This window comes from Duganella phyllosphaerae, assembly GCF_001758785.1.
Taxonomy (GTDB): domain Bacteria; phylum Pseudomonadota; class Gammaproteobacteria; order Burkholderiales; family Burkholderiaceae_D; genus Rugamonas; species Rugamonas phyllosphaerae.
This window is the reverse complement of the sequence record NZ_LROM01000091.1, coordinates 50,143-68,845: the sequence shown is the minus strand read 5'-3', so window position 1 is coordinate 68,845 and position 18,703 is coordinate 50,143. Positions and strand designations below refer to the sequence as shown.

Annotated in this window: 16 protein-coding genes; 6 read left to right on the top strand and 10 right to left on the bottom strand. The window is 62.9% G+C overall.

Annotated features, from left to right (window positions below):
* Window positions 1-27: 27 nt before the first annotated feature.
* From dxs to DUPY_RS15720, 3 genes are read right to left on the bottom strand one after another with little or no spacing between them, the layout of a single operon-like run.
* Entirely contained in the window at window positions 28-1,917 is a 1,890-nt protein-coding gene (gene dxs, locus DUPY_RS15730; protein ID WP_070249338.1) for a 1-deoxy-D-xylulose-5-phosphate synthase, read from the bottom strand.
* On the bottom strand, window positions 1,918-2,814 hold the full coding sequence (locus tag DUPY_RS15725; protein ID WP_070249337.1) for a polyprenyl synthetase family protein: 897 nt from the start codon (window positions 2,812-2,814) through the stop codon (window positions 1,918-1,920).
* The gene (locus DUPY_RS15720; protein ID WP_070249336.1) at window positions 2,811-3,077 is read right to left on the bottom strand and encodes an exodeoxyribonuclease VII small subunit; all 267 of its coding nucleotides are present in this window, start codon (window positions 3,075-3,077) and stop codon (window positions 2,811-2,813) included. Before DUPY_RS15720 ends, DUPY_RS15725 begins: the two co-directional genes overlap by 4 nt.
* Window positions 3,078-3,411: 334 nt before the next feature.
* On the opposite strand from DUPY_RS15720, the gene DUPY_RS15715 reads away from it, so the two are divergent.
* The 3 genes from DUPY_RS15715 to DUPY_RS15705 are packed head-to-tail and all read left to right on the top strand — an operon-like array spanning window position 3,412 to window position 6,323.
* Window positions 3,412-4,512 (top strand): aromatic ring-hydroxylating oxygenase subunit alpha, encoded by a 1,101-nt coding sequence (locus DUPY_RS15715; RefSeq protein ID WP_070249335.1) that lies wholly within the window; start codon window positions 3,412-3,414, stop codon window positions 4,510-4,512.
* A 16-nt stretch (window positions 4,513-4,528) separates the two neighbouring features.
* Window positions 4,529-5,452: a DMT family transporter gene (locus DUPY_RS15710; RefSeq protein ID WP_070249334.1), complete on the top strand. Its 924-nt coding sequence runs from the start codon at window positions 4,529-4,531 to the stop codon at window positions 5,450-5,452.
* A 16-nt stretch (window positions 5,453-5,468) separates the two neighbouring features.
* The gene (locus DUPY_RS15705; RefSeq protein WP_070249333.1) at window positions 5,469-6,323 is read left to right on the top strand and encodes a sulfurtransferase; all 855 of its coding nucleotides are present in this window, start codon (window positions 5,469-5,471) and stop codon (window positions 6,321-6,323) included.
* Here the strand turns inward: DUPY_RS15705 and DUPY_RS29265 are convergent.
* The 5 genes from DUPY_RS29265 to polA form a co-directional block, all read right to left on the bottom strand.
* Complete coding sequence (locus DUPY_RS29265) at window positions 6,320-6,628, bottom strand: type II toxin-antitoxin system RelE/ParE family toxin (RefSeq protein WP_084640738.1); 309 nt, start codon at window positions 6,626-6,628, stop codon at window positions 6,320-6,322. The two genes, DUPY_RS15705 and DUPY_RS29265, sit on opposite strands and share 4 nt — an antisense overlap.
* Complete coding sequence (locus DUPY_RS15700; protein ID WP_229255388.1) at window positions 6,600-6,920, bottom strand: hypothetical protein; 321 nt, start codon at window positions 6,918-6,920, stop codon at window positions 6,600-6,602. The genes DUPY_RS29265 and DUPY_RS15700 overlap by 29 nt, the downstream gene beginning before the upstream one ends.
* A gap of 52 nt (window positions 6,921-6,972) precedes the next feature.
* Window positions 6,973-7,674 carry a ZIP family metal transporter gene (locus DUPY_RS15695; protein WP_371851796.1) on the bottom strand — a complete coding sequence of 234 codons (702 nt, stop codon included), beginning with the start codon at window positions 7,672-7,674 and terminating at the stop codon, window positions 6,973-6,975.
* A gap of 202 nt (window positions 7,675-7,876) precedes the next feature.
* Entirely contained in the window at window positions 7,877-8,761 is an 885-nt protein-coding gene (locus tag DUPY_RS15690) for a dienelactone hydrolase family protein (RefSeq protein ID WP_070249332.1), read from the bottom strand.
* Between the two features lie 109 nt (window positions 8,762-8,870).
* On the bottom strand, window positions 8,871-11,630 hold the full coding sequence (gene polA, locus DUPY_RS15685) for a DNA polymerase I (RefSeq protein WP_070249331.1): 2,760 nt from the start codon (window positions 11,628-11,630) through the stop codon (window positions 8,871-8,873).
* Window positions 11,631-11,901: 271 nt separating this feature from the next.
* On the opposite strand from polA, the gene DUPY_RS15680 reads away from it, so the two are divergent.
* The 3 genes from DUPY_RS15680 to DUPY_RS15670 all read left to right on the top strand — a co-directional run bounded on the left by DUPY_RS15680 (window position 11,902) and on the right by DUPY_RS15670 (window position 14,175).
* Window positions 11,902-12,315 carry a hypothetical protein gene (locus tag DUPY_RS15680; RefSeq protein WP_070249330.1) on the top strand — a complete coding sequence of 138 codons (414 nt, stop codon included), beginning with the start codon at window positions 11,902-11,904 and terminating at the stop codon, window positions 12,313-12,315.
* A 103-nt stretch (window positions 12,316-12,418) separates the two neighbouring features.
* Window positions 12,419-13,387 (top strand): homoserine kinase, encoded by a 969-nt coding sequence (locus tag DUPY_RS15675; RefSeq protein ID WP_070249362.1) that lies wholly within the window; start codon window positions 12,419-12,421, stop codon window positions 13,385-13,387.
* A complete protein-coding gene (locus DUPY_RS15670) occupies window positions 13,387-14,175 on the top strand; it encodes a BPSS1780 family membrane protein (protein ID WP_070249329.1) in 789 nt (262 codons plus the stop codon). The genes DUPY_RS15675 and DUPY_RS15670 overlap by 1 nt, the downstream gene beginning before the upstream one ends.
* A 33-nt stretch (window positions 14,176-14,208) precedes the next feature.
* Here DUPY_RS15670 and DUPY_RS15665 read toward each other — a convergent pair whose 3' ends face one another.
* Together DUPY_RS15665 and DUPY_RS15660 are read right to left on the bottom strand one after the other, a co-directional pair.
* On the bottom strand, window positions 14,209-16,503 hold the full coding sequence (locus tag DUPY_RS15665; protein ID WP_070249328.1) for a UvrD-helicase domain-containing protein: 2,295 nt from the start codon (window positions 16,501-16,503) through the stop codon (window positions 14,209-14,211).
* 123 nt (window positions 16,504-16,626) lie between these two features.
* Entirely contained in the window at window positions 16,627-18,693 is a 2,067-nt protein-coding gene (locus DUPY_RS15660) for a M56 family metallopeptidase (protein ID WP_070249327.1), read from the bottom strand.
* Between the last annotated feature and the right edge of the window lie 10 nt (window positions 18,694-18,703).

Here is an 18,703-nt window from a genome sequence, read left to right as displayed (position 1 = left end):
CCCACTGTGTACTGATTGCCAGGTAACTCAGCCGTTGTTGACCACCAGCCGTGGCTCGTCGCCACCGGCGTTGCCCGCATTGCCGAACCGCTGCTTGATCGACGCGGTGATGCCGGCGGCATCCAGGCCTACGCTCGAGAGCAGCTTGACCGGATCGCCATGGTCGATGAACTTGTCGGGCAGGCCGATCATCAACAGCGGTTTGACGATGCCCTCGGCAGCCAGCGCTTCGGCCACCGCAGCGCCGGCGCCGCCCATGATGGCGCCCTCTTCCACCGTCACCAGGTAGTCGTGGCTGGCGGCCAGTTGTTTCACCAGTTCCACGTCCAGCGGTTTGACGAAGCGCATGTTGGCGACCGTGGCGCCCAGCGACGCGCCGGCAGTGACCGACGGCGCCACCATCGAACCGAAAGCCAGGATCGCGATGCTGGCGCCCTGGCGCTTGATCTCGCCCTTGCCCATCGGGATGGTGGTCAGCTCCTGCTGCATCGCCGCGCCGATGCCGGCGCCGCGCGGGTAGCGGATGGCTGCCGGGCCCGGATAGCGGTAGCCGGTGGTGAGCATTTGCCGGCATTCGTTTTCGTCCGATGCGGCCATGATCACCATGTTCGGGATGCAGCGCAAATAGGCCAGGTCGTAGTTGCCGGCGTGGGTGGCGCCGTCGGCGCCGACCAGGCCGGCGCGGTCGAGCGCGAAGGTGACGTCGAGGTTTTGCAGCGCCACGTCGTGCACCAGCTGGTCGTAGCCGCGCTGCAGGAAGGTCGAGTAGATCGCCACGACCGGCTTCATGCCTTCGCAGGCCAGGCCGGCGCCGAAGGTCACCGCGTGCTGCTCGGCGATGCCTACGTCGAAGTAACGGTCCGGGTATTCCTGCTCAAAACGCACCATGCCCGAACCTTCACGCATGGCGGGCGTGATGCCGACCAGCTTGTTGTCGAACGCGGCCATGTCGCACAGCCAGTTGCCGAACACTTCGGTGTACGTCATCTTGGCCGGCGCAGTGGCCGGCTTGATGCCCTCGGCCGGGTTGAACTTGCCGGTGCCGTGGTACAGGACCGGCTCGGCCTCGGCCAGCTTGTAGCCCTGGCCCTTCTTGGTCACCACGTGCAGGAATTGCGGACCCTTGAGCTGCTTGATGTTTTGCAGCGTGGGAATCAGCGAATCGAGATCGTGGCCGTCGATCGGGCCGATGTAGTTGAAACCGAATTCCTCGAACATGGTGGCAGGCACCACCATGCCCTTGGCGTGTTCTTCCAGGCGCTTGGCCAGTTCCAGCACCGGGCCCGGCAGCACCGACTTGCCGACATTCTTGGCGGCCGCGTAGAACTGCCCCGACATCAGGCGCGCCAGGTAGCGATTGAGCGCGCCCACCGGCGGCGAAATCGACATGTCGTTATCGTTGAGGATCACCAGCAGGTTGATATCGTCCTGCACACCGGCGTTGTTGAGCGCTTCGAAGGCCATGCCGGCGGTCATCGAACCGTCGCCGATCACGGCGATGGCGTGGCGGCTCTCGCCCTTGATCTTGGCCGCCTGCGCCATGCCCAGCGCCGCCGAGATCGACGTCGACGAGTGAGCGGTGCCGAAGGTGTCGTACTCGCTCTCGTCGCGCTTGGGGAAGCCGGAGATGCCATCGAGCTGGCGCAGCGTGTGCATGCGGTTGCGGCGACCGGTGAGGATCTTGTGCGAATAAGTCTGGTGCCCCACGTCCCACACGATGCGGTCTTCCGGCGTGTTGAACACGTAATGCAGCGCCACCGTCAGTTCGACCGTGCCCAGGTTGGACGACAGATGGCCGCCCGTCTTGGAAACCGAGTCGAGCAGGTAGGCACGCAGTTCGTGCGCCAGCGGCGTCAGTTGGTGGTACGGCAGTGCGCGTACGTCGGCCGGTGAATCTATTTTTTCTAGCAAGTTCATTTATGCCTTCCGCTGCACGATCAAATCCGCGAGTTCGCGTAACCGCAGAGCCTTGTCTCCGAACGGCGCGAGCGCTGCGTGCGCTTCGAGCCGCAATGTTTCTGCCAGCGCGCGCGATGGCTCCAGCCCCAAAATCGACACATAGGTCGGCTTGTTGTCGGCCGCGTCCTTGCCGGCGGTCTTGCCCAGCGTGGCCGAATCGGCAGTGGCGTCGAGCACATCATCGACCACCTGGAACGCCAAACCGATGGCGCGCGAATATTTATCGAGCGCGGCCATCTCGGCCGCATTCAAGTCCTTGCCGGCCAGCGCACCGAGCACCACGGCCGCGCGCAGCAACGCGCCGGTTTTGAGCTGGTGCATCTGCTCCAGCTGCGCCAGGCTCAGGCTCAGGCCCACGCTGTCCAGGTCAATGGCCTGGCCGCCGCACATGCCGGCCGAACCGGATGCGTGCGCCAGCACCTTGAACATGGCCGCCAGCCGTGCCGGCGGAATAATGTTGATGTCGGCCTCGGCCAGCACCACGAAGGCCTGCGATTGCAATGCGTCGCCGACCAAGAGCGCGGTCGCTTCGTCGTAGGCGATGTGCACGGTGGGCTTGCCACGGCGCAGGGCGTCGTCGTCCATGCAGGGCATGTCGTCGTGCACCAGCGAATAGGCGTGGATCATTTCCACTGCTGCTGCCGCGCGCGCCACGATGGCGGCGTCGGCGTCGAACAGCGCGCCAGCAGCGTAGGCCAGCAACGGGCGCACGCGCTTGCCGCCGCCGAGCAACGCGTAGCGCATGGCTTCGTGCAGCTTGGTGGGCGTGGCGGTGGCAGCCGGCAGGAAACCCGATAAATCGTTTTCCGAACCGGCCTGCACGGTTTTCATCCAGTCGTCAAAAGCGGCGGTCATTGTTCGGCCTCGGCGGTTTGTTCGAATGGCTTGAGCATGTCGCCCTCGAGCACCTTGACCTGCGACTCCACTTTTTCGAGCTGGGCCGCGCACAGCTTGACCAGCTCGGAGCCGCGCGCGTAGGCGGCCACCGACGCTTCGAGCGGCAGCTGGCCGGCTTCCATTTGCGCAACCAGTTGTGCCAGCTCTGCCATCGCTTCTTCAAACGAGACGTTGGCGGCGGCGGCGGTCGTTGCAGCTTCGGCAGATAGTTTCTTAGACATTATTGTTCAGCATGGTCACTCGGTTTTCATGGCAAAAAAGCTTGCCAGGCAGTGTAGCCCGTTATTTTAGAACAAACCACCCACTCCGGTGCAACAATACGGACCGCACCGGGGCGGAGAAAGGATTTTATCGCAATCGCCGGCGAATACGATAAGACCATGCATTTCTTGCAATTCCTTACATTTCGGAACGGTACGCACCCTGCCCTTGCGCGCCGAAAGACGGTATAATTGCCGGTTCTGTCCGAAATACTATTTTCAACTTACTTGAATTCAGGAATTTGCGGATTCTGTCTCTTCTTGGTTTGATGTATTTTAATTAAGGGGGGTTTGGATGTCCGATCTGGGTACCCACGCCAAGCTGGCGCGTTCTAACGCGCAACTTCCGGTTGACGTCTATTTTGACGAAGCGCTGTTGCAGCGCGAAAAGCAGCAATTATTCCAGGGTGGCCCGCGTTACGTCGGCCACGAACTGATGGTGCCCGAGGTCGGCGACTTTGCCACGCTTGCTGCCGAAAACGAAGGCCGCATGCTGGTGCGCAACGCCAATGGGCTCGAATTGCTGTCCAACGTCTGCCGCCATCGGCAGGCGCTGATGTTCAATGGCCGCGGCAACGCCAACAACATCGTCTGCCCGCTGCACCGCTGGACGTACGACCTCAAGGGTGAGCTGATCGGCGCGCCGCATTTCGCCGAAACGCCATGCCTGAACCTGCCCAAGACGACGCTGCAAAGCTGGAACGGCCTGCAGTTCGAGCAGAACGGCTACAACGTCATGGAAAAACTCAAGAACCTGTCGGTGACCAGGGATCTCGATTTTTCCGGCTATATGTTCGACCGCGTGGAAGTGCAGACGTGCGACTACAACTGGAAGACTTTTATCGAAGTCTACCTGGAGGATTACCACGTCGAGCCATTCCACCCGGGCTTGGGCGGCTTTGTCAGCTGTGACGACCTGCGCTGGGAATTCGGCCAGGACTACAGCGTGCAGACGGTGGGCGTGAACAAGGGCCTGCTCAAGTCAGGCTCGGAAGTGTACAAGCGCTGGCAGGAGCAGGTGCTCAGGTTCCGCGGCGGCGAAGCGCCGCCATATGGCGCGATCTGGCTCACGCTGTATCCGAACATCATGGTCGAGTGGTACCCGCACGTGCTGGTGGTGTCCACCTTGTGGCCCGATGGCCCGCAGCGTACCCGCAACGTGGTCGAGTTCTATTATCCAGAAGAAATCGTGCTGTTCGAGCGCGAGTTCATCGAGGCCGAACACGCCGCGTACATGGAAACCGTGTCGGAAGACGACGAGATCGCCCTGCGCATGGACGCCGGCCGCAAGGTCCTGCGCGACCGTGGCGAGACCGACGCCGGCCCCTATCAGTCGCCGATGGAAGATGGCATGCAGCACTTCCACGAATGGTACCGATCTAAAATAGATATTTAAACGATAAGGAAACTGGATGCAATCGCTTTGGATGTTGTTCGCTAGCTTTATGTTCGCCGTCATGGGGGTGTGCGTCAAGCTGGCTTCCGAAGAATTCTCCACCTCCGAGATCGTCATGTACCGCGGGGTGGTCGGCGTGATCGTGCTGGCCATCATCATCAAGTCGCAGGGCGGCAGTTTCCGCACCACCATGCCGCTGGCCCACCTGTGGCGTTGCATCATCGGCGTGGTGTCCTTGTGGCTGTGGTACTACTCGATCGGCGAACTGCCGCTGGCCACGGCCATGACCCTCAATTACCTGTCGCCGATCTGGATTGCCGTGTGGCTGTTCGCGCTCGGCTGGTGGCACGCCAAGGGCGACATCAAGTGGCCTTTGATGCTGGCCGTGATGATGAGCTTTGTGGGCGTGATCCTGTTGCTGCAGCCGGCCTTCCACGCCAACCAGCTCACCCCTGCCCTGGTGGCCCTGTTCTCCAGCCTGCTCACGGCCATGGCCTATATGCAGGTGCGCAAACTGGGCCTGGCCGGCGAGCCGGAAAGCCGCGTGGTGTTCTATTTTGCCGTCACCAATATCGTCGCCGGCCTGCTCGGCAATATCCTGCTCAGCGGCGACCAGCCGGTCACCTGGCACCCGATCAACAGCTGGCACGGCGGCTTGCTGCTGCTCGGGATCGGCATCTGCGCCACCAGCGCGCAAGTGGCCATGACCCGCGCCTACCGCCTGGGCCAAACGCTGGTGGTGGCCAACCTGCAATACACGGGCATCGTGTTTTCCAGTATCTGGGGCGTGCTGGTCTTCGGCGACGTATTCAGCTGGATGAGCTGGACCGGCATCATCATCATTCTGGCCTCCGGCGTGGCCGCAACGTTCTACAATACCCGCAATACAGAGCGCGGCAAGGCCATCGACAAGGCCGACCCGATTTCCAGCGAAGTGTAGTAAACGGAGTTTTCCCATGTACACCACCTTGATCAGCGCCACCGACCTGGCCGCCCATGTCACCGACAGCCAGTGGGTCATCCTCGACTGCCGCCACGACCTGCTGAACCCGGACGCCGGCAGCAAAGCCTTCGCCGCCGGCCACATCCAGAACGCCCGGTTTGCCAGTATCGATAACGACCTCTCGGGCGCCAAGACCGGCCCGGACGGTATTTTCCGTGGCCGCCACCCGCTGCCCGAGCGCGCCGCCCTGATCGAAACGCTGCGCAGCTGGGGCGTCAGCGACGACACGCAAGTGGTCGGCTACGACGCCCACGGCGGCATGTACGCCGCGCGCCTGTGGTGGCTGCTGCGCTGGATCGGCCACCCGGCCGTGGCCGTGCTCGATGGCGGCCTGGCGGCCTGGCAGGCAGTTGGCGAACCCCTGGTGTTGCCGGTGGCGCCAAGCGCGCGCGGTACGATCACGGAACGGCCAAGCCTGACCCAGGCGGTGTCGGTGAACGAGGTGGTGGCCAACCTGGCGATCCAGGCCAGGACCGTGGTCGATGCCCGCGCGGCCGACCGCTATCGCGGCGAGAACGAAATCGTCGACCCGGTAGGCGGCCACATTCCCGGCGCGCGCAACCGCTTCTTCAAGGATAACCTGGCGGCGGACGGCCGCTTCAAGGATGCAACGCAATTGAAAGCAGAATGGACGCCGCTGTTTGCCAGCGCGCCGCAGGCCATCATGCAATGTGGCTCCGGGGTGACCGCCTGCCATAACCTGCTGGCGCTGGAAGTGGCGGGCTTGCCCGGTGCGGCGCTGTATCCGGGCTCTTGGAGCGAGTGGTGTGCCGATGCGGCGCGGCCAGTGGCGACCGGGGCTGGTTAAAGCTTGCGAACTTGCGCGTGCCTTGCCCACCGGGTAATGACAACTTGGTTCCCTGCGAACCGATATTCGATGACATGCCCCGTCTTGGGGATCGGGAAGCGGCGGGGGGATTTAGTTCGGGCAGGCGTTCCAATGTTTGGCTGCAGAGATATGACATCCAAGGCCGCCGTTAGCCGCTTTTTCACCATTGCAGCAGCGAATGGGTCTTGCAGAAAAATGTGATCGAGTGTTTTTCTCATCGCAGCCTCTGCCGGCGAAGACCAACGGATCGTGCATTTAGCCGACGTACCGCTTGGGTTCGACATGATCAAACATCCGCTGCAGACCCGCCATCACATCTTCATTGGGAATTGTTTTTCCTTCAGCGATTTCCTTGTCCGCCTGGAGATCGGCACGAATTCCTTCTTCTACATCATCGAACCCGTATAACCAAACGTCCGGCCAGAGCTGCTCGGGCGTTGTGTTCTCCAATTGGGCCAGACGTAGAAGTCGTTCGCGATCCGCAGCCGTTAGGGCTGCCAGTGCATCTGCCTGCTTTCTCTGTTGGATGTTCATCATTGCCAGCGCCGCTGCCTGTTGTAGAGAGGGGAAGTCCATTCCGCCATCTTACCCTTCCCGCCCCAGACTGCAAGCAAGCTGGGCTTTATGGCTAGCGGTGGCCGGTGAAGAACACCACGATCGCCACGCCGGTGGCGATCAACAGCACTTGCGGCACCGATTCGCGCAGCGTGGCGCGGCGTTGCATCTGGGGCATCAGGTCGCTCACCGCGATGTAGATGAAGCCGGATGAGGCAAACACCAGCACATACGGGATCAGGCTGCTGGCGCGGTCGAGGAAGTAGTAGCCGAGCAGGCCGCCGGCGATCGACAGCAGGCTGCACAGCAGGTTGTACACGTAGGCGCGGGTGCGTGAAAAGCCGGCGTTGAGCAGCACGATGAAGTCGCCGATTTCCTGCGGGATTTCGTGGGCGATGATGGCCAGGCCCGTCACCAGGCCCAGTTGCGGGTCGGCCAGGAAGGCCGCAGCAATCAGGATGCCGTCGGTAAAATTGTGCATGCCGTCGCCGACCAGGATCATCCAGCCGGCCTTGCCTGCTTCGGACTTGTCATGGCCGTGGTGGTGGTGGTGACCGTCGTGCTCGTGGTGGTGTGAATGGCGCATGATGGCCAGTTTTTCCAGCACGAAGAATGCCAGCAGACCGCCCAGCAGGGTCGCGAACAGGCTGCGTGGACTGGCGGTGGAATCGAACGCTTCCGGCAAGGCGTGCAACAGCGAGGTGGCCAGCATCAGGCCGACCGACAGGCTGACCATGCGCTCGACCACCTTCGACAGCAGCGTAAACGAGAACACGGCAGCGGCCGATATGCTGACGACGCCGGCGAGCGTGGTCGCCAGGATGATGGAAATGAGAACGGGATCGATGGTATAGCCTCTTGTGCCTGGCCCATCCACAGAGGGGGCCGGGGCGTTATTTTACCGCCCGGCACGCATTTCTGCTCATTTTTGGCTAAAAACAGCCTTCATGGCCCATCGGTCCCTCTTTAGTCAGGCTTTACGCGACGCCATTCTGCTTGAACCACGCCAGCGTGCGGCCCCAGCCGTCCTTGGCATCCGCTTCCACGTAACTCGGACGGTAGTCGGCGTTAAACGCGTGGCCTGAATTCGGATAGACCACGAAGGTGGACTTGTTCGGTCCCTTGGCCAGCGCAGCCTTCATCGCTTCGATCGATTCCTGCGGGATGCCGGTATCCTTCAGGCCGTACAGGCCCAGCACCGGCACGGTCAGAGATGGCGCGATATCGACCGGATGCCTGGGCGTGTTGGCGCTGGTGGTGCCCACCAGGCGGCCGTACCACGCCACGCCCGCCTTGATGGCCGGATTGTGGGCAGCGTACAGCCAGGTCACGCGGCCACCCCAGCAAAAACCGGTGATGGCGATCTTGTCGGGGTTGCCGTTATTGGCCTTGGCCCAGGCCACCAGCGCGTCGAGGTCGGTCATTACCTGCGCGTCCGGGGTTCTGGAGATGATGTCGCGCTGCAAGTCGGCAATCGAGGCGGCTTTTTGCGGGTCGCCCTGGCGCACGAACAGGTCGGGCGCCAGCGCCAGGTAGCCGAGCTTGGCAAAACGGCGCGCCACGTCGGCAATGTGTTCGTGCACGCCAAAGATTTCGGAAATCACCAGCACTACCGGCAGGTTGGTCTTGCCTTCCGGCTGCGCACGATAGACCGGCACCGCCTGGCCGGCCACGTCGAGCATGATGGTGCCGGCGGTGAGTCCGGCGGTATCGGTCTTGATGACGTTTTGCGCGACCACCGGCATGGCGGCCACGGCAAAGCCGGTACCGAGCGCAACCTTGATGAAGTCACGCCGGTCGAGGCCGTCGGATAACGGGGTTTTGGTCAACAAACTCTCTGCGTCGCGTTGCAAGTCATCCATGCGTTTTCTCCATTAGTGAAACACCTGAAAATCATTTAAAAATGCGCTATCTGTAGAGTCGTCATCCCCGCGTACGCGAGGATGACGGAGCGGGCGCCGGCGATGCTGTTTAGTGCGCCTCTTCCCAGTTCTTGCCTACGCCAACTTCCGCCAGCAGCGGCACCTTCAGTTGCGCCACGCCGGCCATCAGTTCCGGCAGCTTGCGCTTGACCAGGTCCAGTTCGGCATCCGGCACTTCCAGCACCAGTTCGTCGTGCACCTGCATGATCATGCGGGTTTGCAGCTTGTCTGCCTCGAGCCAGTTCTGCACCGCCACCATCGCCAGTTTGATCAGGTCGGCAGCCGTGCCCTGCATCGGCGCGTTGATCGCGGCGCGTTCGGCGCCCTGGCGGCGCGGGCCGTTCGGGGAGTTGATTTCGGGCAGCCACAGGCGGCGGCCGAACACGGTTTCCACGTAGCCGCGCGCTTTGGCCTGCAGGCGGGTGTCGTCCATGTACTGCTTGACGCCCGAGAAGCGCGCGAAGTAGCGGTCGATATAGTTTTGTGCGGCGGCGCGCTCGATGTTGAGGTTGGCGGCCAGGCCGAACGCGCTCATGCCGTAGATCAGGCCAAAGTTGATCACCTTGGCATAGCGGCGCTGCTCGCTGGTCACTTCTGCCGGCGGCACGCCGAAGATTTCGGCAGCGGTGGCGCGGTGGATGTCTTCGCCTTCGGCAAAGGCACGCAGCATCGCTTCGTCACCCGAGATATGGGCCATGATGCGCAGCTCGATCTGCGAATAGTCGGCCGACACCAGCTGGCTGCCCGGCGGCGCGATGAACGCTTCGCGGATGCGGCGCCCTTCCTTGGTACGCACCGGGATGTTTTGCAGGTTCGGGTCGTTCGAGGCCAGCCGGCCCGTCACCGCCACCGCCTGCGCGTAGTTGGTGTGCACGCGGCCAGTGTCCTGGTTGATCATCTTGGGCAGCTTGTCGGTGTACGTGGACTTGAGCTTGGACAGGCTGCGGTACTCGAGCAGCACTTTCGGCAGCGGGTAGTCCTCGGCCAGCTTTTGCAGCACTTCCTCGTCGGTCGATGGCGCACCGCTCGGGGTCTTTTTCACCACCGGCAATTGCAGCTTCTGGAAGAAGATTTCGCCGATCTGCTTGGGCGAACCGAGGTTGAATGGCTGGCCGGCCAGCTCGTGCGCCTGCGCTTCGAGTTCGACGATGCGCGCGCCGAGTTCGGCCGACTGGATGTCGAGCAGCGCGGCGTCGATATGCACGCCGTTGCGCTCGATCTTTTGCAGCACCACGGCGGTCGGCAGTTCGATCTGGCGGTAGATGTAGTTGAGCTTCTCGTCGCCTTCCACTTCAGCCTGCATCACGCCGTGCAGGCGCAGCGTGATGTCGGCGTCTTCGGCCGCGTAGTCGGTGGCGCGTTGCAGTTCCACCTTGTCGAAGGTGATCATGTTGACGCCCTTGCCGCACACGTCAACGAACGGAATCGTGGTGTGGTTCAGGTGGCGCAGCGCCAGGTCGTCCATGCCGTGGGTGCGGTGCGATTCGAATACGTACGATTGCAGCAGGGTGTCGTGGTGTATGCCGCGCAGCGTTACGCCGTGGTTGGCGAAGATGTGGCTGTCGTACTTGAGATTCTGGCCCACCTTGAGCTTGCTGTCGTCTTCCAGCCAGGGTTTCAGTTTCTCCAGCACGTGCTCGCGCGACAGTTGCTCGGGCACGCCGGCATAAGCGTGCGCGACCGGGATGTAGCAGGCCACGCCCGGCTCGGTGGACAGTGAAATGCCCACCAGTTGCGCGGTCATCGGTTCGAGCGACGTGGTTTCGGTATCGACCGCCGTCAATGGCGCCGCGTCAATCAGCGCAATCCACTTGTCGAGCTGGGCGTCGGTCAGCACCATCTCGTAGTTGACGTTGACCTTGGGCGCTTCGCCGAACATGTCCTGCGTGGCCGAGACCGCGCCGCCGGCCGGCACCGACTTGGCCGCAGTGACCGATGCAGCCGGGGTGACCGCGCTGAGGTCGCGCAGCAGGGTCTTGAAGCCGTACTTGGTGAAGAACGTCACCAGCGTGGCGCCCTCTTCCGGGCGCGCCACCAGCGATTCGGTGATCGACATCATGTGTTCGGCCAGGTCGCAGTCGGTTTTCACCGTGATCAGCTCGCGGCTGCGCGGCAGCCAGGCCAGCGCAGTGCGCAGGTTTTCGCCAACCGCGCCGCCGATCTTGTCGGCATTGCTCATCACGCCGTCGAGCGTGTCGTAGGCGGTAAGCCATTTCAGCGCGGTCTTCGGGCCGCACTTGGACACGCCCGGCACGTTGTCAACCGTGTCGCCAATCAGGGTCAGGTAGTCGATGATGCGGTCCGGCGGCACGCCGAACTTGGCCAGCACGCCGGCCTCGTCCATCTTCTCGTTGTTCATGGTGTTGATCAGCATGACGTTCGGGTTGACCAGTTGCGCCAGGTCCTTGTCGCCGGTGGACACCACCACTTTCATGCCGGCCTTGACCGCGTCCACGCACAGCGTGCCGATCACGTCGTCCGCTTCCACGCCATCGACCATCAGGATCGGCCAGCCCATGGCCTTGACCGCCTCGTGGATCGGTTCGATCTGCAGGCGCAGGTCGTCCGGCATCGGCGCACGGGTGGCCTTGTATTCGGGATACATGTCGTCGCGGAAGGTTTTACCTTTGGCATCGAACACGCAGGCGATATAGGCTGCCGGGTAGTCGGCGCGCAGGCGGCGCAACATATTGACCATGCCGTGCATGGCGCCGGTGGGATAGCCGTCCGGGCTGCGCAGGTCGGGCAGCGCGTGGAACGCGCGATAAAGGTAACTGGAACCGTCGACTAACAGCAGGGTATTTTGCATAAGAAACTGATCTATGTGAGGGGCGTGCAGGTCGTTGCAGCAATAACAGCAGCAGCGAGCGCAGAGTGAATGGCGCATTATCGCAGGTTTTAGGCAGCGCCTCGACCGCCGCACGGACTTTACGAATGTGAAATCATTTCTTAAGGAAACCTTACTGAGGGGGTGGAAATGGGCTTTTTAGAGCAGGTAATCGTGCACGTTTGTTACAATGGATCATACTTAAAATTATCACGCATTCCCCACCCGGTCAGACTACCCAAGGCGATCCATCATGAAGCGCATATCCTCCCTCCTGCCTGTTCTGCTCCTCGCCATCGGCGCCCACGCCGTGGCGCAAACCCCGCCCAGCGACAAGCCGCCCAAGATGGAAAAGCTGGAGGAAGTCACCGATGATGGCGTCAACGTCCGGTCCAACCAGGCCCCGGCGGGCACCCAGATCAAGGACAACCGCGACAACAACGGCAACCTGATCAACACCACCGTCACTGCCGGTGGCAGTACCTACACCGTGCGCCCGGCCCACCCGGCCGGTGCGCCAGCGGTAGGCGAAGGCCCGGGCCCCACCCTGCGCGGCGCCCAATGGAATGTGCTCGAATTCGGCGGCCCCAAGAAGAAACCGGTCGAAGACGACAGCGCGGACGATGCTGCGGCGCCACCACCGCCAGCGGCGCCAGCCGTCAAGTAAGTACCTGATATGTCCCTGGGGCCGTGTTTCGCAACGCGGCCCAGGATTCCGGTGCGCACGCCCTGCAGCGGTGCGCCCGTTCACCGAACCGATCAAGCTTCTCATGGCAGTATTTACTCCGGTCACCCTGGACGACGTCCAGCAGTGGATCACGCAATTCCCCCTAGGCAAGCCAATCGCCCTGAAAGGCATTGCTTCAGGTATTGAAAACAGCAATTTTTTCCTCGACATCGAACAGGGTGCACAGGTACAGCAGTATGTACTCACTATCTTCGAAAACCTGTCGTTCGAACAGCTGCCGTTCTACCTGCAACTGATGCGCCACCTGGCCGACCGCCAGGTCCTGGTGCCGGCGCCGATTGCCAACAATCAAGGCGAACTGATCGTCGCCCTGCACGGCAAGCCGGCCGCCATCGTCACCAAGCTCGAAGGCAGCTCGCAAATGGCGCCGCAACCGGTGCATTGCGCCGAAGTGGGCGCCATGCTGGCGCGCATGCACCTGGCTGGCTGCGACTACCCGCTGCAACAGCCGAACCTGCGCGGCCTGGACTGGTGGAATGCCACCACGCCCAAGGTGTTGCCGCACCTGTCCGACAGCAACGCCCACCTGTTGCGGGTCGAGATGCATTTCCAGGAAGCATTTGCCGGCTGCGACACGTACAAGCAGTTGCAGACCGGTCCCGTGCATGCCGACCTGTTCCGCAACAACGTGATGTTCGACGGCGAGCGCCTGACCGGCTTCTTCGACTTTTACTTCGCCGGCTGCGATACCTGGCTGTTCGACGTGGCGGTCACCGTCAATGACTGGTGTATCGACCTGGCCACCGGCGTGCTCGACGTGGCGCGCGTGCGCTCCCTGCTCGACGCTTATCACGGCGTACGGCCGTTCACCGACGCCGAGCAAACCGCCTGGCAACCGATGCTGCGCGCAGGCGCGCTGCGGTTCTGGCTCTCGCGCCTGTATGATTACTACCAGCCGCGCGAAGCAGAAATGCTCACGCCACACGATCCCACCCACTTTGAGCGCATCTTGCGCGAACGAATCGCCACGCTGGCGCCGAAGCTTTTTTGATGACTACTTACACCGCCCGCACCGGCTTGCACTGGGTTAAACAGGGCCTGCTGCTGTTCCGCAAGCAACCTGGCGGCCTGATGGCGCTGTTCTTCTGCTGCATGTTCCTGTCGATGTTCATCATGGTCATCCCGGTCGGACAACTGGCAGTGTTCCTGCTCACCCCGCTATTTTCGGTGGCCATGCTCGAAGGCTGCCGGCAGGTGGACGAAGGCAAGCGCGCGCTGCCCAACTTGTTGTTCAGTGGCTTTCGCAAACCGGCACGCGGCCCGCTGCTCACGCTGGGCGCACTGAACCTGGTGATACTGCTGTTAGCCGCCGTCTTGGTTTACAGCATGTCGGGCGACGTGCTGGCCCGCATCGCCGAGCGTCCTGAAAAAGTCGATCCGGCGCTGCTGCAAACGATGTTCGTGCCGATGCTGATCGCCTCGGCCATGTACACCATCACCTGGATCCTGACCTGCTTTGCCGCGCCGCTGGTATTCTGGCAAAAGATCACGGTGGGCAAGGCGCTGTTCTTCAGCGTGGTATCGGTGGTGCGGGCGTTCAAGCCGATATTCATCGCCACGGCGGCGCTGCACGTGCTGTATTTCGTCAGCTCAAACATCGTCGGACTGGTGTTCGGCGCATCGCAGATGGCCATGGCGGGAATTTTCACGCTGCTGCTGTTGTTGATCGTGCTGGCGCACTGCACCTTGTACGTGGCCTACCGCGAGATATTCCACCAGCCGCAAGCAGCGACGCCGGTCGATCTGGAAAAGCACGATACCCCGGATCCGATGGCTTAAAAGAAAGGGGCGCAGACTGCGCCCCTTTTTACATCATCGCGCCAACCGTTCGAGCTTGGCAATACTCAGGTCCAGCACCTTCATCCCGGCGCTGCCGAAATTGATCTGCGCGCGCGCATTGGCGCCGCTGCCTTCGATGTTGACGATCACGCCCTCGCCGAACTTGGCGTGTTCGACCGATTCGCCGATGCGCCAGCCCGACGACTTTTGCTGCATCTTCTGGGCGATCGCATTGTCCGAGCCGAGCATGGGCGCCTCGTCCCACGCGGTTTTCTTGTTGGCAAACCAGTGCGGCTGCGACTTGGCCGACAGCCACTTCAGTGCATCCTCCGGCAACTCATCAAAAAAGCGCGACTTCATGTTGTAGCGCGTCTGGCCGTGCAACATGCGCGTTTGCGCAAAGCACAGGTACAGGCGCTGGCGCGCACGCGTGATGGCCACGTACATCAGGCGCCGTTCTTCTTCCACGCCGCCCTCCTCGCGCGAGCTGCTCTCGTGCGGGAACAGGCCCTCTTCCAGCCCGGTGATGAAGACGTTGTTAAATTCGAGCCCCTTGGCCGAGTGCACCGTCATCATCTGCACCGCCTGCTGGCCGGCCGTGGCCTGGTTGTCGCCGGCTTCGAGCGACGCGTGCGACAGGAACGCCGACAACGGCGACATCACGGTGGCCAGCGGCGCGTCGGCATCCAATATCTCGACGCCATCCTGGTTGACGATGGCCGCACCTGCCTGCGCCTGCGACTGCGGGCCCAGGTGCGCCGGGGCGCCGTGGCCGTAGCCCTCTTCCGCCACGAACTGGGTGGCGGCGCTGACCATTTGCTCCAGGTTTTCGATGCGGTCGGCGCCTTCTTTTTCGGTCTGGTAGTGGGTGAGCAGGCCGCTCGCTTCCAGGACCAGGCGCACCAGTTCGGGTAACGCCATCTGCTGGCTCTCGAAGCGCGCGCTTTCGATCAGTTTCACAAAGCCGGCCAGCGACGTGCCGCCCTTGCCGGTCATGTACGGCACCGCTGCGTACAGCGACACGCCGTACTGGCTCGATGCACCCTGCAGGTTCTCGATGGTACGGGCGCCGATGCCGCGCGTGGGGAAATTGACCACGCGCATGAAGGCCGAGTCGTTGTGGGGATTATCCATCAGCTGCAAATACGAAATCAGGTGCTTGACCTCGGCGCGCTGGAAGTAGCGCAGGCCGCCGTACACATGGTATGGAATGCCGGCCGAGAACAAGGCATGCTCGATCACGCGCGACTGCGCGTTGGACCGGTACAGCACGGCGATTTCGCTGCGCGACGCACCGTCGGCAATCAGGTTTTTCGTTTCCTCGATGATCCACTGCGCTTCGCCGAGGTCGGACGTGGCTTCGTACACGCGCACCTGCTCGCCGTGGCCGGCGTCGGTGCGCAGGTTCTTGCCCAGGCGCTTGCTGTTGTTGGCAATGAGCACGTTGGCGGCATCGAGGATGTGGCCGTGCGAACGGTAATTCTGCTCGAGCTTGATCAGGTTCTTGACGTGGAACTCGCGCTCGAACGCAATCATATTGCCCACGTTGGCGCCGCGGAACGCGTAAATGCTCTGGTCGTCGTCACCGACTGCAAACAGCGCGCCGCCGCCGCCTTCGCCGTGGCCGGCCAGCAGCTTGAGCCACTTGTACTGCAAATCGTTGGTATCCTGGAACTCGTCGACCAGGATATGCTGGAAGCGCTGCTGGTAGTGCTGGCGCAGCGGCTGGTTGCGGCTCAGCAGCTCATAGGTGCGCAGCAGCAGTTCGGCAAAGTCCACCACGCCTTCGCGCTGACACTGGTCGTCGTACATTTGGTAGAGCTCGACTTTCTTGCGCTCGTCGGCGTTGTACGGCTCGATCTTGTCGGCGCGCAGGCCCTGGTCCTTGGCGCCGTTGATGAAGTACATCACCTCTTTCGGCGGGAACTTTTCGTCATCGACATTATTGGCCTTGAGCAGGCGCTTGATGGCGGACAGCTGGTCTTGCGAGTCGAGAATCTGGAATGTCTGCGGCAGCGCGGCGTCGCGGTAGTGCGTGCGCAGCAGCCGGTTGCACAGGCCGTGGAAAGTGCCGATCCACATGCCACGCGTGTTAATCGGCATCATCGCCGACAAGCGCGTCATCATCTCCTTGGCCGCCTTGTTGGTAAAGGTAACAGCCAGGATGCCCGACGGCGACACTTGCCCGGTCTGGATCAGCCAGGCGATGCGGGTGGTCAGCACGCGGGTTTTGCCGGAGCCGGCGCCGGCCAGGATCAGGGCGCTCTGGGCCGGCAGGGTGACGGCGGCCAGTTGTTCGTCGTTCAGGTTATGGAGAAGATTTTGCATCCCGTGATTATACCGGGATGCATCGCGAACCACCGCCAGCCAAGGCGGCCGGAATGGTTGCCATTTGCGCCAGCGGACGACCGCGTTGGCTGCGGGTCACCGCTCTTCCGTGCGACGCTGCGATCAGGCCGACGGCGTGGCGGCCACGGCTTTGCCGTTGCCGAGCGCCTGCTGGAATAGCGCTTGCGTAGCTTGCTCGGCCTGGCGCTGGGCTTGCGCGCGCTGCCGGCCCAGGTCGCCCATTGTGCGGCCCATCTCGCCCATCGGCTTGCTCAGTTCGGCCATGCGGCGGCCCAGCGCCTGTCCCATGTCCTGCCCTGCCTTGGCCGACTGCGCCGCGATGCCGAGTTGCTGGGCGTCCATCTCGCGCGTGAGTGGCGCCAACTGCGCCTGCAACTGGGTGCGGCGCGCGTCGAGCACGGCGCGCTTGTCGGTGTCCGAGGCAGGCAGGGCAGCGCTCTCCAGCGCCACCTGCTCCAGGCGGCGCGCGATAGTTTCATGGCGGACGGCAACGCGGCCGATCTCGCGGCCGCGCTGTTCGACGTCGCGCAGTGCGCCATTGGCTTCCAGGTTGACGCGCATTTTCTCGGCTGCCGCTTCCATGAGCTTGCCCTGGGCCTCCATCTTGTCGCCCTGCGCCTTCATTTGCGCGTCGATTTTCTGCACCGGCGCCCAGGCGGCAAACGCTTGCGCCACCAGTACCGGGTCTTCGATCACGTAGCTCTTGTCGCGTTCGGCGAACCAGATGAATTCGCCCTTGATGGTCTTGCGCAGGTCGGCCACCTTGAGCATGTCGTCGGTGTTGCCCATGATCGTCATGCGGCTGCGGTCGAGCGGCACCAGCGCATACGCGCTGTCGCGCTTGCCCTTGAGGATGGTCACGCCATCGATGTTGATACGGGAATGGATGGCGTCGCCAGCCATCGGGGCAGCCGGCGCTGCGGGTGCTGCCGGTGCGGCAACGGCAGTCATCGGTGCTGCTGGCGCTGCCGCCGCTGCAACCGCAGTCATCGGAGCGGCTGGTGCGGCTGGTGCTGCCGGAGCAGCTGGAGCAGCGGCGACAGCTTCCGGTGCCTCAGGCAGATCGGTGGCGGCATCCGCCACAGCGGCCATGGCCGACGCAGCCAGCGCCACGGCGCCAGCTGCCTGTGGCGCGGCCGCTGGCTTGGGCGCGGCCTGCACATAGAACACGGCGCTGGCCGCGCACAGGCCCAGCAGCGGCACCACCATTTTCCAGCTGACCGGTTCGACATCGGGACGCAGCAAGCGTTTAATACGAGACATAAGATTTCCTCCATGCGCCGCGTGGGCAAGTTGTACGGTATCGAACTGGAATTGATCCAGCTCGGACAAGGCCTTTGCCAGCATCTGCGGTTGACCGAGCAGGGACACTGCAAGGTCATCGGCGATTTGTTCCCGCTCTAGGCGGATGCGGCGCGACAAGGCCCAAACACTTGGGTGATAGAACAGCACGATTTCCACCGCGCTTTGAATGAGGTTGACCAGGTAATCGCGGCGCTTGATGTGCGCCAGCTCGTGCGCCAGCAGCGCTTCGAGCAACTCTGGCGGCATGCCGGTGATCAGCGACGCCGGTACCAGCACGATGGGCCGCCAGCAGCCGGCCGTGATCGGACTGTCGAGGCCTTCGGCCACGCCGAGCCGCACGTGCAGGTCGAGGCCGGCGCGGCGCGCCAGCGTCGAGAGGCGGCGCTGCCAGTAATGGTTGACGGTGTAGCGGTCGCTGCGGGTGCGCTCGGCCACCCACTGGAGGCCGATGGCCAGGCGCAGCGACATCAGCGCGGCGCCGGCCAGCCACAGCCCGACCACCCACGGCAACTGGCCACGCAACACGGCTTCCCAGCCGGCCAGCACGGGCTGATCCAGCAGAGGCGCTGAAACAATACCGGCATCGGCGCCGGAAATAAAGGAAGGAATCAGGGAGACCGCGCCAAGGCTGGCGCCGGAGGAAACACCGCTGTCAGCGGCGTGCAACTGGGTGATGACGCTGGCGACCGGCAATGCCGCGCACAGCAGCAAGCCGGCGCAGGCCACCGCGTAGCGGGTGTGCGGCCGGGCGCGGCGCAGCACGTGCATGGCCAACGCCACGGCCCAGCCGATCAGCAGGCCCTGCCAGATAAAATGCAACAGCGCCCAGCCAACGGCAGGCACCAGAGTTTGCAATACGTCCATGCCGCACTCC